The sequence below is a fragment of the Dielma fastidiosa genome (assembly GCF_000313565.1).
In the GTDB taxonomy this organism is placed as follows: Bacteria; Bacillota_I; Bacilli_A; order Erysipelotrichales; family Erysipelotrichaceae; genus Dielma; species Dielma fastidiosa.
Window position 1 is genome coordinate 50,348 of record NZ_HE578928.1, and the last position, 17,403, is coordinate 67,750.

The window sequence follows — 17,403 nt, forward strand, 5'->3', positions numbered from 1 at the left end:
TCTCACAATCATAATGGCAGATTTATACCGTCATCGATACTAAGTCTTTAAACAAAGTGTTAAAAACTTCAACAGCCGCACAATTGATCGTTCTGCTGCCTTTTTATAGTACAAAAGGAGTGCCAGTTTCATACATGTCACTCCCTTCTGTGTTATTTCATAGATTCATTCAAACGTTCTTTATTCTGTTTGCTCGATCATAGCACTCGCGTCAGCCTTTTTGGCTTTTTTCAACGCAATCCGGCGCGCCACCTCATCCCCGCAGAGACGATACAGCACCGCAAATGTCGGCAGTCCCAAAAGCATTCCCATTAAGCCAAACAAACCGCCGCCTAAGGTAATCGCAAATAAAACCCATAAACCGCTCAAACCAACTGAAGTTCCAACAACCTTATGATAGATTAAGTTGGATTCAAACTGTTGGAGACAGATGCCAAATACAATGAAGATCACTGCCTTAATCGGTGAAACGAACACAATCAAGACCGCACAGACAAAGGTTCCGATGATTGGGCCGAAAATCGGTATGATATTCGTACAGCCAATCACAACCGCCAAAATCGGCGCATAAGGAATCTTCAAAACCAGACAGCCGATATAACACAGCACACCAATGATGACCGCTTCCACCAGCTGACCGCTGATAAAGCTTGAAAATGTACTATTAGCCATTGTTGCCGCATGATTCACATAACTATTTACTGGTTCAGGCAAAAATGCATATAAAACATTTTTCAGCTGATTCAGCAATTTTTCCTTACTGACCGTCATATAAACAGCGATAATTAATGCCAGAAATAAATTCATAATGCCATTCGTAACACCCTTGCCAATTGCCAAAAGCCGCGGCAATAAATCAGTGGCAAAGCTCATCAGCCATTTGCTTGCTTCCCCAATCAGATTATTGATCTGTGTCAGCATTTCCTCACTGAATTCAAATTCCGCAGTCAGCTTATTGATAAATTCATTACTTTTCTCAATATAACCCGGAACATTATCGATTAACATCCCGATACTTTCCTGAAGCTGCGGCGCAATGATTCTGATAATCACAAAGAAAATCAAAAGAATTGTTACCAAAGCCAGTACCGCTGCCAATGCTTTGCGGTATTTCATCTGTTCCGGCAGTTTATTCAAATAAAATTTCAAAGGTATATTAAAGACATAAGCAATTCCAACCGCAATGAAAAAGGGTGAAATCAAATCAAGAATCTTGCCGATAAATGCCAATATTGGCTGATAATTAATCAGCGCAAAAATAAGCAGGACTGAATATGTAATAATTAAGAGTACATTCTTTACCGTCAGCTGTTTAACTTTTGTACTTCCCAGCATTCTATTCACCCCTCAGTTCGATAATCATATCACGCAGTTCGGCAGCACGCTCGAAATCCAATGCCTTTGCCGCTTCCTTCATTTCTTTTTCCAGTGATTCAAGCAGTTTAACCTTGTCCTTCTTGCCCAGCTTATTTTTCTTCTTCATGTAAGCAGTCGCCATTTCCTGCGTTTCTTTGCTGTGCATTACTTCATGCACTGGCTTAATAATTGTTTTTGGAATGATATTATGCGCCTTATTGTATTCAATCTGTATTCCGCGGCGTCGATTTGTCTCATTGATGGCTTTACTCATACTGTCAGTCATCTTATCCGCATACATGATGACTCTGCCATCTGCATTACGAGCAGCTCGGCCGATAATCTGAATCAAAGAACGCTCACTTCGCAAGAAGCCTTCCTTATCTGCATCTAAGATGGCAATTAAGGATACTTCAGGAATATCCAGACCTTCACGCAGCAGGTTGATACCGATCAGCACATCAATTTTACCTAGACGCAGATCGCGGATAATTTCACTGCGTTCAATGGTTTTAACTTCATGATGCAGCCAGCCAACCTTCAGATCCAGCTGTTTCAGATAATTTGTCAGCTCCTCAGCCATGCGTACAGTGAGAGCTGTAACTAAGACACGCTCATTGCGCTCAATGCGGGTGCGGATCTCATCAACAAGATCATCAATCTGTCCGGCAGTCGGCCGTACTTCCACCTGTGGATCAAGCAGACCCGTAGGACGAATAATCTGTTCGACAATTTCACCATGCGTCTGTTCCAGCTCATAATCGCCGGGTGTCGCTGATACATAGATTGCCTGATTGATCATCGACGTAAATTCTTCAAAGCGCATCGGTCGGTTATCCAAAGCACTTGGCAGACGGAAGCCATAATTAACCAGTGTTTCTTTACGGGCGCGGTCGCCGTTGTACATACCGCGGATCTGCGGCAGTGAAACATGGCTTTCATCGACAATCAGCAGAAAATCCTTTGGGAAATAATCAAGTAAAGTATACGGTCTTTCACCAGGCTTGCGGCCGTCAATATGCCTTGAATAGTTTTCAATACCCGGACAGACGCCAAATTCACGAAGTGCTTCTATATCATAGGAAGCGCGCTGTTCAAGCCGTTGTTTCTCAAGCAGCTTACCTTCTCTTTCAAGCTCAGCACTCCGCTCTTTCAGCTCCTCGCCAATCGTATCACATGCCCGCAGCAATATATCTTTACGGGTTGCATAACCGCTGGCAGGATACATGACATAGACGCTATACGCATTTAAAAGCTTGCCGGTCAGCGGCTCAACCTCACAAATACGTTCAATTTCATCATCAAATAATTCAATTCTCAGCATATAGCTGTCCGTATGGCCCGGTGCTACTTCGATTACATCGCCGCGCACACGGAAACAGCCGCGCGTCAAATCAATATCATTGCGTTTGTACTGACGGTCTACCAATTGTTTCAGCAAGACATTGCGGTCAATAACTTCACCAACCCGCAGTGTAAAAAACATCTCCCGGTATTGTTCCGGATTGCTGGCGCCATAGATACAGGCTACCGACGCAACAATAATCGTATCCCGGCGTTCAAGCACTGAATTGACCGCCGCCATCCGCAGCATATCCAGCTCCTGATTTGTTGTCGCTGTTTTATCAATATAAGTATCAGAGCTTGGCAGATAAGCCTCCGGCTGATAATAATCAAAGTTGGAAACAAAATATTCCACACGGTTCTTTGGAAAGAATTCCTTTAACTCCGCATACAGCTGTCCGGCCAGTGTTTTATTATGTGCAAACACCAGCGTCGGCCGATTCATCGCCTGAATGACATTGGAAACGGTAAATGTTTTACCAGTACCTGTCGCGCCGAGCAATACCTGGCACTTTTTCCCTTCCTTCAGACCATTCACTAACTCTTCAATCGCTTTAGGCTGATCACCCTGAGGCTGGTAGGATGAAACCAGTTCAAATAATTGTTTATCTTCCATTCACGACCTCCATAGCTTTTACAAGCTGTGTATCCAGCTCAGTCTTATTTTCAAACCACGTATAAGTAGTTGCCGAAAATAAACGAACCAGCAATTCCGTATCAATAACCCCCGTTTCTGTCAAATCATTATCCCTTTGAAAGGCCAAGATTGCCTGCCTTGTAGCTTCTGAAAAATAACCGTCTGTACGATCGACAGAATAGCCGTTAAACTGCAGATAATATTGAGCGGACTGCACGTTTTGAGCCACTGAATCAACCTCATAAACCGTATCATCTTCATAATAACTGATACTTAACGCTTTCGGCAGATCTACATCATAATCCGGCGTGATACCTACACCATTAATCTTATTATCCTTCGGTGTCAGCCATTGAGCTACCGTATATTTAATAGCACTGCCGTCGCGGAATGGAATTGACTGCTGAACCGTTCCCTTACCATAAGTCAGCTTACCAATCACATCCACATCTTTTTGTTCCTTTAAAGCAGCTGTCAGCACTTCAGCCGCTGATGCGGTATTTTCATTCACCAGCAACGCGATAGAATCAAAATCATAATTATGAATATTACTCTTTGTTTTATATTCCGTAATCTCTCCCGCGCGGTCTTCCTGTTTTAATATAACCGTATCATCAGGCAGGAAATAAGACGCTGTATCCACAACACTTACCAGATAGCCGCCGGTATTATCACGCAGATCGATAATCAGCTTGTTAATGCCCTGCGCCGCAAATTCTTCAAGATACAGGCCTACTTCGTGAGCGGTAGTTTCCGCAAAGGAGCTGATTTCTAAGATACCGACTTGATCCAGCACATAACCATAGGCAGAATTTTCAATCTCCGCCCGTGTCAAAGTAACATCCATTTCTTCACCGCTGCGATCAAGCACTAAGACAACATCCTTGCTTTCACTCTCGGTAATCATACTTTTTATTTCTGTACTTGTTTTCCCTTCAACACTCTGATTATTGATTTTTAAAATTGCGTCACCAGCCAGCAGACCGGCTGCCTCAGCGGGTGAATTTTTGATGATTCGGGTAATGACAGCCCGATCACTGGTCGGAAAATACTGAATGCCGACACCCTCAAAGCTGCCTTCCAGATTGCTGATAAAACGATTCATTAATTCCGCATCCATATACATCGTATGCGGATCACCGCCGCTGTCGACAAGTCCATTAATAGCACCGTCAAGCAATGTATTTTCTAAATCATCCATATCCTTGCCAAAATACCATAGTTCCTTCATTACTTCATAAACCGTATTCATTTTATTTGAACTGGCTGACATACCGGAATTTCCCGGCTGAACAAATGAAGATAATGCGAAACCAGCGGTAAAGAATAGCGCACAGGCCAAAATTGTACCCATGATCTGACGCTGTTTCTTTCTTCTTGCCGCAATTTCATCCGGCCAGCGATGCCGAACCAGTTTTACCCGAACCACTTTATTTTCATCAGAGAAATTTTCTGTATTTTTTTCTTCCATAGAGACACCTTCTTTTATCATGTTGATATTTTACCACAAACTCAATAAAACTAAAACGAGAGAGCATTTGCTCTCAGACTATTTTTTTCAAACGATTATAGATTGCAAACATCATCGCATCGATCGGCAGAATAAAGTCACCCACCAATTCCTCCACATGACCGCCAAATCCTTTTTTAAATAGATAAACGCCATAATCGTCAGCCTCTTTATTAAAATCACCGCTTGTACCATAAAAATTATAACGCTTAAAGCCATGGTTCAAGGCATATTGAATCATCGTCCACTGAATCGCATACGGTCCGTTAAAACGCATATATTCATCATAAGCCCCACTAGACAGATAAATCATTTCATTACCGTTCAGCGTGATAAAAAAGGCAGTTGCCAAAGGTAATTCATTACCTTCTTTAGCTTTCAGCTCCTGGGCCTCTTTTAATCGGCGCTGCGCAATCTCAATCGCCTCATCGACAACCTTTAAACGTTTATTAAACTTTTTAGAATTTGGCTGTTTAACCAGCATCTCTTCAACTTCCGCTTTCTCTTTCAGCTGATTATCAAGATCTGCCTGCATGTTTGCTTCATATTTATCCAAATCTAAAACTGCATACGGCACTTTGACGTTTTCTTCACCGTAACAGCGCATCTGCCGCTGATAAAATTCCAATTCACGGTCTTTAAACCCCCGGCGTTCACTGGTATGATCCATCATTTTCTTAAAAATCGGCAATTCATCATAAGAAAGAAAACGCACATCAATTCCCATCTTAACCGTCTTATTGATTGACCAACGTGTTTGCTGATCCATTTCTTTCAAGATTGTATCCGCATCCTTACCTTCTAAATCAAGGACAAACATCCATCTTACCTGCTGATCATCCCTAAAGCCTTTTGTTTCTCCGCAGTAATGACAGCCCATATCGATTAGATTTTGAACAATGTCATGATTATCAAAACCGCCTTCAACAAGATCCCCATTGATATCACGCTCCTGCAAACAGACATAAGGATCAATCCTTAAATAAAGGCCCTTACGCGCATGACAGTAATCTTTTATATTTCCCAGGAAATATTTTAATAATTCTTTATTCTTATAGTCAAGAAGGAAACCGCGCTGAGCATAAAAGTAACGGAATTTCTTCATCACCGGCATTGACACCAATAGAGTTGCCGCAATAATTTCATCCTTCTCTTTCACGCCTAAATAAGCACCTTCCCAGCCGCCTTCTGCTTTTATATCATAAGCTTCCTTACTTTGCATGAAGCTGCCATATTGATGGTGCTTTGCGAAAGCCGTATATTCCTGTTCATTTAATTCACAAAATTGCATGTCTATTCCTCATTTCGTCTAAGCTATTATACCACAAAGAAGCTGTTTTCACTCATGAATCAAGGCCAGAACAAGTAAATATAAGAAAAGCGTAAGAATCCTTGATAAATTAAGCCAGCCTAATTACCGCAAGCTTAACACAATAAAAAAACCTGGCATATTTACCAGGTTTGCTGCATTATAAGCCTAACATATCTTCCGGACGTTCACGGCAAGGCACTGCCCAGCCGCGGGCAGAACAAGCTGAGCTTGTATTCCAGCCGCTGCCGCCTGAGAAGTCAGCTGTTGATTGGAACCAGTTATATACATCAGCTACACTTTGTGATCCCATATTAACAATTTCAAAATGTAAATGGGGTCCCGTTGAGTTGCCGGAATGTCCAACCGCACCAATTACCTGTCCGGCATTCACCTGATCACCCGCTTTAACCGGGAACGGCTGCTGTGACATATGGAAGAATGAGAACATATAGGTTGTACCATTTACTTCTCCAATTAATGAAATCGTATTGCCGCCGCCATAAGGCCAGCCAATCCAGTTTCCTAAATAACCGCCGTTAGAAGGCGCCGGATTATTAGCATAGGCCACAATACAGTTTGCCGGTGCCACGATCGGCGTACCGATTGATGCCGCAAAATCAAGACCAAGGTGAGCTGTATTAGTACCATAATAAGCCCAAGTACCCGCGGAAATCGTATAACCTGAAACAGGTACGATAAAGCCGTTGCTGCCTTCATAATTGCCAATAACGGTTTCACTTAAATTAGGAATAATACTTAAGATATCTGAACCTGCCTGAGCATTTGTACGCTTTTCTTCTTCTAAAATAGCCTGCTGCGCATGCAGTTCATCAATAACTCGCTGCAGCTCATCTTTAGCGGCCTGCAAGCTTTCCTTCTGATCCTCAAGCAATGCCTGCTGGTCAATAGCTTCCTGCTTCAGACGATCTAATTCACTCTTATCAAAGTTAAGCTGTTCAATCTGTTTATTCAATTCTTCAATATTACCCTGTTCATAGGCGGTAATATCCTGCAATACAGAAATGCGCCGAATCATATCAATCAGATCACTGGCACCCATGATAATATCAATATACGCATTGACGCCAACATAAGACTGCATGCTGACCATGCCATCCTTGATTTGACGGTCACGTTCCTCAATATCCGCTTCCTTTTCGGCAATCTGTTCCTCAAGCACTACGATACTGTTTTCTATTTCAGCGATGCTGGCTTCCAATGCCGTAATCTGATTATTCAAATCTTCAATCTGTGTTTCATAAGCCTTAACCTGAAGACCAGCGGCACTGATATCACCCTCAAGAGCAGCGATTTTTTCACCGATTTCACCGGCAATCGCCTGATAATTAGCGGCCTGTTCACGATACCACGCCTTAAATGCCTTACATGTATCGGCATCCTCCTGAGTCTGTAAAGGTCTTGAACAAAAATCAATATAATAACTCTCCTGACCGCTGAAATCATCCGCCTTCAGCGTTGATGGCACTAAGGTCATCACAAACATTGAGGCGCTCAGCATGAGTATTTTCATGTTTTTTTTCATCGTTTCCACCTCAAATATTTATTCACAGAGAAGAAGCTGCCGATCAAACCAACAGCCATACCGCAGCCAACAAGCGCTAAGCACACATAACCGCCAAACGGCATCAGCGGCTGCAGCGGGAACATTTCCGTGAAGAAAACACCGCCTAATGATTTATAGAGCATGTTATAAGCGACAAAGGTAAAGATAACTGGAATAACCGCCCCCATAAAGCCGATTACCATACCCTCAATCATAAATGGTGTCTTAATAAACCAGTTTGCTGCCCCGACATTACGCATAATAGCAATTTCTTCATTGCGGGCATAAATCGTCATTTTAATCGTATTAGAAATCAGGAAAATCGCCAAAAGACTCAGCGCTAAAATAAAGATAGCACCGCCGTTACGGATAGAATCAAAGGCCGTAATCATCTGATTAGCACTTGCACCGCCATATTCAGCACTTTCAATGCCGTCCAGCTTTAATATTTCTAAACGCACGTTTTCAATCTGTTCCGGATCAGTTACCTCGATAATAAACGCATTACGCAGCGGATTATTCTCACCGGTATAGCGTTCATAATAACTGGCACTGCCGCCGGTACTCTTGATATATTCCATAAATAAATCGAATTCTTCATTCTTATCTGAAAATTCAACGGACTTCACATAAGCGATCGTATTCAGCTGACTCTCAAGATTTTGAATGTCTGCTTCTTCACTGACCGTCGGTGCTACCTTCACATGTATCTTTACACTGTTTTCAAGATTATGTGTGAAACTGCCGATATTGCCGGCAACCAGCAAAAAACAAGCCATTAAAACAAGCGTCACTGTGACCGCACTGGCTGCCGAAATCGACATTGCCAAATGTCTGAAAATACTTTTAAACGCCGCTTTGATATGGTAAGGGATACTCTTAAAAAACTGAATCATCGGATATAACCTCCCTTAGCACTGTCAGCACTGACATTTCCCTGTTCCAGCGAAATCGTGCGTTTTTTATATTTATTAACCAAGGTTATATCATGAGTCACCATCAGAATCGTCGTACCTTCTTCAACGTTGATTTTTTCCAACAGTTCAAGAATTTCGTTAGACTTCTCCGGGTCTAGGTTACCGGTTGGTTCATCAGCAATCAATACTTTTGGTTTATTGGCAATCGCGCGGGCGATGGTCGCACGCTGCTGCTGACCACCGGATAATTGGTTAGGAAATGATTTAGCCTTATCACTTAAATCGACCAGTTCCAAAACCTCGCGCACCCGGCGGCGGATTGAGACCTTATCTTTACCAATAGCTTCAAGCGCAAAAGCGACGTTCTCAAAAATCGTCATATGCGGAAGCAGACGAAAATCCTGGAATACTACACCGATATTACGGCGGTAATACGGAACCCGGCGATGCTTCAGCTTGCCGACATCGATGCCTTCAACGCTGACTGTACCGGCCGTCGGTATTTCTTCACCATCCAGCAATTTTATTAAAGTTGATTTCCCTGATCCGGTTGGACCAATTATGTAAACGAATTCACCATCGTTAATTTGTAAGTTGATATTGTCTAGAGCATTGACTCCATTTTTGTAACATTTTGATACGTTTTCTAAATAAATCAAGATCTCACATCCTTCACGTATCATTATAACACAAAGAGAGTTCCATTTTAAATTAAAATAGAACTCTCTGAATACCAATATTTGTTACTTTTTAATGAGGCCGTTGCGATTCTCCTCCAGATTCATCGTAAAGCCGTTGCCTTTAACTTCTTTCGCATCTTCAACGATCATAAACGCATTAGGATCAGCACTGATTACCAGCTTATTCAGCATCGGATACTGTTTATTCATAATCACAACCAAAATCACATCTTTTTCTTCACCTGAATATCCGCCCACACCTTTTAAAATAGTCGCGCCGCGGTCTAATTCAGTATGAATCATGTCAAGAATTTCTTTTGTATGCTCAGAGATTATAAAAATTGACTTCGTTGACTGACCGCCAAAACTCAATGCCTTATCAACCATATAGGATGATGACCAGACGGATAAGATACCAATCAGCGCCGCCTCGACAGAATGTGTCGCGATTCCCAGCAATACAGTCAAGCCATCGGTAATCATCACTAATGTGCCTAAAGGAATATTTGTATATTTATGCACGATGAGCGGCGGGATATCCATACCTCCGGTAGACGCTCCGGTTCTGAATACTAAACCAACGCCTAAGCCCAGCACTACACCACCGTATAAACTGGCAAGAATCGGATTGGCCGTCAGCTGCCGATCTGCCAGAAATAAAGTAATGATGTTTAGAAAAAAGGGATAAGCGATTGTTGAGAGGGCGGTTTTGACAGCAAAGCTCTTACCAAGAACTACGGAACCAAAAAGGAAGAAGCCAAAGGTCAGCACCGTGATCAATAATTCCGGATCGATATGAAAGACCGGGTATAGTGCCACCGATATACCGGCTAAGCCACCGGAAAGAATATTATTAGGTAAAATGAAACCGGCAACCGCGAAAGCTACCAAAAAATTCCCAGCTAATACAAGAAAATAATCAAACAGATGACTTTTATCTAATTTCATAGCAATCCTCCTTTAAAAAAAGTAGACAAGCGTCTACTTAATCTGTGATTTCAAATAAGCGAAGATGAACCCGTCCAAATCACCATCCATGACAGCTTGGACATTGCCCGTTTCATATCCGGTACGCAGATCCTTTACCATGCGGTATGGCTGAAATACATAGGAACGTATCTGAGAACCCCATTCGATTCGCTTCTGTTCACCCTTAATATCTGCAAGCTTGGCTTCCTGTTCCTCAATCATCTGCTGATAAATGCGCGATTTCAGAATATTCATCGCCTGTTCACGGTTTTCATGCTGCGAACGGCCGGCCTGACAGCTTGCTGTTAAACCTGTCGGCTTATGGGTAATACGGACTGCCGAATCTGTTTTATTGATATGCTGACCGCCGGCGCCGGAAGCCCGGTGCGTATCAACGATCAAGTCATTGGGATTCAATTCAATTTCAATTTCGTTATTGAACTGCGGCATAATATCTACGGAAGCAAATGAAGTATGACGTCTTCCCGAAGAATCAAAAGGTGAAATGCGGACTAAGCGATGCACACCTTTTTCAGCTTTCAGATAGCCATAAGCCAAATCACCCTCAATCAGTAAGGATACTGATTTCAGGCCAGCCTCTTCACCATCCAGATAATCAAGCACAGTGCATTTATAGCCTTTGCTTTGCGCCCAGCGTGAATACATCCGATAAAGCATTTCTGCCCAGTCCTGACTTTCTGTTCCGCCGGCACCAGGATGCAGTTCAAGGATAGCACTTGAGTGATCATATTCATGAGACAGCAGAACCTTCATCTCAAACTTCTCAAAAGCGTCCTCCGCTTCATGATATTCTTCCTCAAAAAGTTCAAATAATTCAGCATCCATCTCACTTTTTAAAATAGCTGCTGTTTCTTCCATGGAAGCAAATGACGTATTCAGCTTTTCATATGCCGATACAACATCCTTCAGCGCATTCAGTTTATTGATAATACTCTGGGCATGCCTTGCATCATTCCAGAAATTCTCACTTTCACTTTCCGCGGTTAATTCATTAATTGTCTGTTTTTTAGCAGGTAAGTCAAAGTGAATCACCTAACTGCTGCAGCTTGCTGCAATAGTTATCGACTCCCTGTTTAATTTCAAATAATTCCATTATCTTGGCGCTCTTTCCCGAACCTGAATGTTCATTTTATTAGCGTAGAAGACAACCTCTCTGGCAATCTGTTCCATCATTTCTTCAAACATTGCATATCCCTCTTCAACATAAGCCTGAAGCGGCTGTGTCTGAGCATAAGAACGCAGATGAATACCATTTCTTAACTTATCCATTGTATCGATATGATCGATCCAGTTGCGGTCCATCGTTTTTAATACAATATTCTTTTCAAATGGCAGATAGCCTTCCATTACTGGTTCAATCTTGTCATTATAAGCTTTCCATGCTTTATCAGCCGCTAATGTAGCCGCCTCATCAATACTCTTGCCGTCTAATTCTGAAGCACTGATTAAGCCTTCCGGACAGCCTAACACATCAAGACCCTTAACCGCTTCTTCACCATTAACCTTATCATGCTTAGGATCAGCATTATTTCTGATTGTAGCAGTGATTACACGGTCAAACATATCACGGACAATCGCATGAACATCTTCATTTTCCAATACATAATTACGCTGTTCATACATGATTTCACGCTGCTGACGCAATACATCATCATATTCCAGCAAGCTCTTACGGATATCAAAGTTCTGTCCTTCAACACGCTTTTGAGCTGAAGTAATCGCCTTGGTTACCATTGGTGATTCAATTTGTTCATCACCTAATTTATCAAATAATCCTTCCAGCTTTTCACCGCCGAAACGAACCATCAATTCATCTCTTAAAGAAACATAGAAACGAGAATAACCAGGATCTCCCTGACGGCCTGAACGACCGCGCAGCTGATTATCGATACGGCGTGATTCATGACGTTCTGAACCTAATACAGCTAAACCGCCTAACGCGCGCACTTCATCGTTAATTTTAATATCGGTACCACGGCCTGCCATATTGGTAGCAATCGTAACCGCACCCTTACGGCCTGCCAACGCGATAATTTCCGCTTCACGGGCATGGTTCTTCGCATTTAACACTTCATGCTTGATACCGATTTCTCTTAACATTTCAGACAGCTGTTCACTGACTTCGACAGAAATAGTACCAACCAGTACCGGCTGACCTTTTTCATGACATGCGATAACTTCTTTTACTAAAGCGTTAAACTTTAATTTCTGATTCGCAAAGATAGCATCCGGATAATCAATACGCTGAACCGGACGGTTGGTAGGAATTGAAATAACCCGCATGTTATATGTATCTAAGAATTCTTCTTCCTCAGTCTTAGCAGTACCTGTCATACCTGCCAGTTTATCATATAAACGGAAGAAGTTCTGATAAGTAATGGTAGCCAATGTAGAAGTCTCTTCCTTAATTGTTACGCCTTCCTTAGCTTCAATTGCCTGATGCAGACCATCTGAATAAGCACGGCCTTTCATGATACGGCCAGTGAATTGGTCAACGATCACGATTTCGTTGTCTTGAACTACATACTCAACATCCTTGCCCATGATATAGTTAGCTTTTAATGCCTGCTGGATGTGATGTACCAGCTGGGTGTGCTGAATATCATAAAGATTCTTGATGCTGAACATTTTTTCTGCACGGTCAACACCTGAATCAGTCAGCTGGATCGCCTTTGACTGAGCATCAATCGTATAATCATCAGGTCCTAATGCTTTCGCAAAAATATCTGCTTGTTTATATAAATTAGCTGTTTGACGTTTACCGCCGGAAATGATTAACGGTGTTCTTGATTCATCGACTAAGATTGAATCGACTTCATCGACCATCGCAAAGTGCAGACCGCGAAGTACACGATCCTGTACTCTGGTAACCATGTTGTCACGCAGATAATCAAAACCTAATTCGGCATTGGTTGTATAAGTAATGTCACAGGCATAAGCCGCACGTTTTTGATCCGGTGTTAATTCACGGGCATTGACGCCGACACTCAAACCTAAGAATTCAAAAATCTGTCCCATCCAGCGGGCATCACGGGATGCCAGATATTCATTGACAGTTACGACATGAACACCTTCTCCTGACAGAGCATTCAGATATGTACACATGATTGAAGTTAATGTTTTACCTTCACCTGTCTTCATTTCCGCAATATCGCCATTATGCATAACGATTGAACCAATGATCTGAACCATGTACGGGAATTCACCAATAACACGTTTCGCAGCTTCACGGATAACCGCAAATGCTTCCGGAAGCAAATCATCCAAAGTTTCACCCTTTTTCAGACGGGCTCTGAATTCCACAGTCTTATCCTGTAATTCACCGTCATTCAAGGCTGCCATTTTATCTTTTAACGCATCAACTTCCTGCGCTTTTGCTTCATATTTTTTTAATAACCTTGCTTCTTCACTAAATAATCGTTCAAAAAAATTCGCCATTCTCTCTTACCTCCATAGAATACTCATAAGGATACCATAGTTTATTATACTTGAAATATTCAGAAAAGCCAATAAAAAGCGGAGTTTTTTTCATTCTCCGCTGCTTCAAACCCGCTTAAAGTACACAAATAATTTTAATTTCTGATAAAAATTGACAAAATTGAAAAAATGATATCGCTTACCCCTGTTTAATGCTGCGGATAAAGCTTGATAGGTTGAGCGGCTGCACCGTATTCACGAATCATGATTGGCAGATAAAGCTTCCCTTGCTCATCAAGCGCAAAGCTGCTGAATACAAGATGATTCTGATTAGGATCATAAGTATCCGCGATAATTGGCTTGACATAACAGCGCGCTGTATTGAGATTATCAGCATAAGCCAAGGCACACGCTTCAATGCTCTGATCGGCAAGCTGCTTTTCAAGCTGAGAAGCAAGCTGACCCTTAAAATATCGTTCATTTAATAAGCCATCATCAAGGATGCTGCCATCTGACTTATCTATTAGGATATGCTTTTCAGAAACTTGATTTTCATATCCGTAACGAAGTCTGATTTCAATGAACGATTCCCCATCAACGAGCGCAGATTGTATGATTTGATAATTCAAACTGCCCATTACCACGTTATAGACTCTCGCAGTTTCAGAGATCGAACGATAAGTATAGATGCTGTTGTCGCCATTTTCATTCAATATGAAGTCACTGGCTTGGATCGGCAGTTCATCATGAGCCGGCGGTTGCCTGATGATCTCAACCGACTTCAGCCGCTGCTGATCGTCTAATTCCACATCATAAATCGCTAATTTATCAAGATGATTGACGACTGTATCAAATAATGACTCATAGTTAAATAGCAATTGAACAGGTACACCCTCAATGATTGGCTGAAAGCTCTGAATATAGTTGGCATGACTGAACATGAAATTCTGCACCTTTACCTTTGCCAACCGAACACGATTTCCATCGATTTGAATGGGTACAAAGAGGGTATCTAAAATTGAAGCCGGCATCGTATCCTTTGCTATTTGTTTCAGATACTGATCGCTGCCCTGATCATAGTAATAGTGTGCATAGCCGCTCACTCCCAGCATGGAAGTGGTCAGCGGCGGCAGTGTAAAGCCACTGATCAATTCATTGCCTTTATTCAAAACCAAATCACTGCCGATGCTTTCTGCCGAATAAAGCAGACTGTCGCCATACGGCATGATATTCGGCGTATAGTTATCAGCAAATTCCAATTGATTCAGCAAGCCCGTCAGCAGCCGCCTTTGATCTTTTATCTGCGTATATTCGGTAAAGCTTTCATCAATAAAAAACAAAAGGAAATAGACAGGATCACCACGCAGAACATTTTCTTCGAAATATGGCTGACCGCCCGGAGCTGTTCGGGTAACATATTGATCACTGTAACTAACCACGAAGTAATCATCTTTCAGCTCATAGCCCAGCGTCTCATCTTTGGCAAGCAGCTCTCCCGCCAATGCCCGCAGCTGCTTCAGCAGACTTGGTTCCTTGCTTACCGGCAGCGACCTTTCCTGGCTTAAATCATTCAAATAATAGCCAATTCCGTCAGGCTTAGTTCGTGAATCCTCTGTGATTGTATACTGCATCCCCTCATCATCCTGCATGACAAGTTTCGCAATAATATTCCCACTTTGCTTGGCATCACTCATCACTGGCAGCGCATCCAGATAAGCTTCTAATTTCTTGATTTCAGAATCATTGTATTTAACTCTGACTTTTTCACTGCATTCATCATCAGCACAATATTCAGCTGCCGCATAAACGATATTTGCTTTATTCTCATCAGTTTTCAAACCCGTTGAACAGCCGCAAAGCAGAACTGCCAGTATCCAGCATAATTGTTTTTTCATCGCACTTCCCCCCATTCAAACAGGATAATGCCAAAATAATTAAAGTCATAGGCCAGCAGTCCCTGACTGTTGATAAAGAGCTTGGAAGTCTTAAATTCACCAATTTTATCACTCACATCATCTAAATCAACGATATAAGAACTATACTCTGGCATTGCCTTGATTGCGGAAACAATACGATCAGGATCAACCTTTAGTTTTTGAATCAGCTGAGTAGTTGTTAATGTTTTCCCATCGGCAACATCAAATACTACCGCATTATTATCCACTCCCTCAATCCAAACACTCAGCAAGCCATCATGGACATTGACTTTATAAACATTGCCCTGATCTTTTTGATTCACAACCCATTCATTGAAATAAGCAGCATCCCGGCTGGCAAGATTAATCTTCAGCAAGCCCTGTTCATCGAAATAATAATCAGGCTTTTCAGGATCAACTTGTACAGCTGCCGGTTCGCTTCGATTTAAACAGCGGCCTGAAATCAGCCGATAATGATCTCCCTCCTGCATGATTACATATTCCCATGCCTCAAAATGATCCTGATATTTATTGATTAAATCACTGGCCGAATCTTCAAATGAATATTTAATAATAAAACCATTCTTACCCTGAAGCTGCGGAAGCGGCATATCCTCACCGCGCCAGTATCCGCTTGCTGCTTTATAAAATGTAAAAGTACTTAGATTATCAGATTGCTGTTCATCCATAATAAATAGATTCTGGGTTACTGGTAACCAATACTCATAAGGAAGATGATAAAAGAACAGCTTGTCAGCAGCAGAATGCGCATAGCCCTGCATACTTTGATAAAGCAATGATCCATCATCAAGATTAGGCAATGTATAATCATCGCCGAATATTTCCTTCCCCGCCTGTTCAACACTGCTGTATGGCACCGCCTTATAGACATCCGGATGCACATTAAATGATCCCGGTTTACCCGCTGGGAAATAAAGCAGATCATTATTTTCACGATTGCGGCATACATTTTCAGGTTCTTCAAAACAGTCATACTTCTCTGCCTGTTGAATTAGGCCGGCGGTCAATGTTTTTGTATCCGTAATATCGGCAACTGATTCAAAATCTTCATCAATATAATTGGCGATCCTTAAAAGCTGGTGCTTTGGATTCTTTATTTCAGCCCATGAATCAATAATGATGGAATCTTCACTTTTAGGTGAAGCTGCATAATAATTAGGAATAACAGGCATTACATCTGTCCAGCTTAAAACTTGCGTGAAATAAGCATCAACAGGCATTCCCTTCACAGCTTTCTCTTCACCCTTAAGATTCGCCGCTAAAGCTTCAAGCTGCGCAAATTGATCTGTATATACACATTGTCCTGTACATAAACCAATACGATTAAACCTAAAATACAAAGGTTCCTTACCTTTAAGTGTGATTTCAAAATCATACCAGGTACCTGGACCTAAACTCGTTGTATCTTCACCAATTTTAATTGTTTTAAAATAATCAGCAATCTTATCCAGCTCTGCTTGATCACTCACCGTAATTTCGACAGCTTCATCCTGATTGCCTTTAACTAAAACAGCCTTTTCAATTTCACCCTCATTCACGGCCGTTAAACGCAGCGGATAAAAAACCTTAACAGATAAATTATGGAGTTCTCCCTGATGCAGATAAATTGAGCTTATACTCATTTCATTGGATTGGGAAATCTCATTTTCTCTGACGCTGCCGCATCCCCAAAGCAGCAAGGCTAAACCAATAATCCCTAACCTTTTCATAATCTCACCTCTCTTTTCATTAATTCATTA

12 protein-coding genes are annotated in these 17,403 nt (G+C 41.9%); all 12 read right to left on the reverse strand.

What is annotated here, in order from left to right; genetic code table 11:
* Positions 1-180: 180 nt before the first annotated feature.
* Positions 181-1,335, reverse strand: a complete 1,155-nt coding sequence (locus tag DAHG_RS12160) for an AI-2E family transporter (protein ID WP_022938634.1) — start codon at positions 1,333-1,335, stop codon at positions 181-183.
* 1 nt (position 1,336) lies between these two features.
* Positions 1,337-3,316 carry an excinuclease ABC subunit UvrB gene (gene uvrB / locus DAHG_RS12165; protein WP_022938635.1) on the reverse strand — a complete coding sequence of 660 codons (1,980 nt, stop codon included), beginning with the start codon at positions 3,314-3,316 and terminating at the stop codon, positions 1,337-1,339.
* The gene (locus tag DAHG_RS12170; protein WP_022938636.1) at positions 3,306-4,808 is read right to left on the reverse strand and encodes a S41 family peptidase; all 1,503 of its coding nucleotides are present in this window, start codon (positions 4,806-4,808) and stop codon (positions 3,306-3,308) included. Before DAHG_RS12170 ends, uvrB begins: the two co-directional genes overlap by 11 nt.
* A gap of 73 nt (positions 4,809-4,881) precedes the next feature.
* A complete protein-coding gene (locus DAHG_RS12175) occupies positions 4,882-6,138 on the reverse strand; it encodes an aminoacyltransferase (protein ID WP_022938637.1) in 1,257 nt (418 codons plus the stop codon).
* Positions 6,139-6,316: 178 nt separating this feature from the next.
* A complete protein-coding gene (locus tag DAHG_RS12180; RefSeq protein WP_022938638.1) occupies positions 6,317-7,702 on the reverse strand; it encodes a murein hydrolase activator EnvC family protein in 1,386 nt (461 codons plus the stop codon).
* Entirely contained in the window at positions 7,699-8,619 is a 921-nt protein-coding gene (gene ftsX / locus DAHG_RS12185) for a permease-like cell division protein FtsX (protein WP_022938639.1), read from the reverse strand. Before ftsX ends, DAHG_RS12180 begins: the two co-directional genes overlap by 4 nt.
* Positions 8,616-9,299, reverse strand: coding sequence for a cell division ATP-binding protein FtsE (ftsE, locus tag DAHG_RS12190; protein WP_022938640.1), 684 nt, complete (start codon positions 9,297-9,299; stop codon positions 8,616-8,618). Before ftsE ends, ftsX begins: the two co-directional genes overlap by 4 nt.
* Before the next feature lie 84 nt (positions 9,300-9,383).
* On the reverse strand, positions 9,384-10,268 hold the full coding sequence (locus DAHG_RS19555) for a YitT family protein (RefSeq protein WP_022938641.1): 885 nt from the start codon (positions 10,266-10,268) through the stop codon (positions 9,384-9,386).
* Positions 10,269-10,301: 33 nt separating this feature from the next.
* Positions 10,302-11,403 (reverse strand): peptide chain release factor 2 gene (prfB, locus tag DAHG_RS12200; protein ID WP_110370589.1). Its coding sequence is split into 2 segments (ribosomal slippage): positions 10,302-11,342 and positions 11,344-11,403, totalling 1,101 coding nucleotides; the frame shifts between segments, so codons are not numbered across the junction.
* Entirely contained in the window at positions 11,403-13,748 is a 2,346-nt protein-coding gene (gene secA / locus DAHG_RS12205; protein ID WP_022938643.1) for a preprotein translocase subunit SecA, read from the reverse strand. The genes prfB and secA overlap by 1 nt, the downstream gene beginning before the upstream one ends.
* A 188-nt stretch (positions 13,749-13,936) precedes the next feature.
* Complete coding sequence (locus tag DAHG_RS12210) at positions 13,937-15,622, reverse strand: hypothetical protein (RefSeq protein WP_022938644.1); 1,686 nt, start codon at positions 15,620-15,622, stop codon at positions 13,937-13,939.
* Positions 15,619-17,373, reverse strand: coding sequence for a hypothetical protein (locus DAHG_RS12215; RefSeq protein ID WP_022938645.1), 1,755 nt, complete (start codon positions 17,371-17,373; stop codon positions 15,619-15,621). The genes DAHG_RS12210 and DAHG_RS12215 overlap by 4 nt, the downstream gene beginning before the upstream one ends.
* Positions 17,374-17,403: the final 30 nt, after the last annotated feature.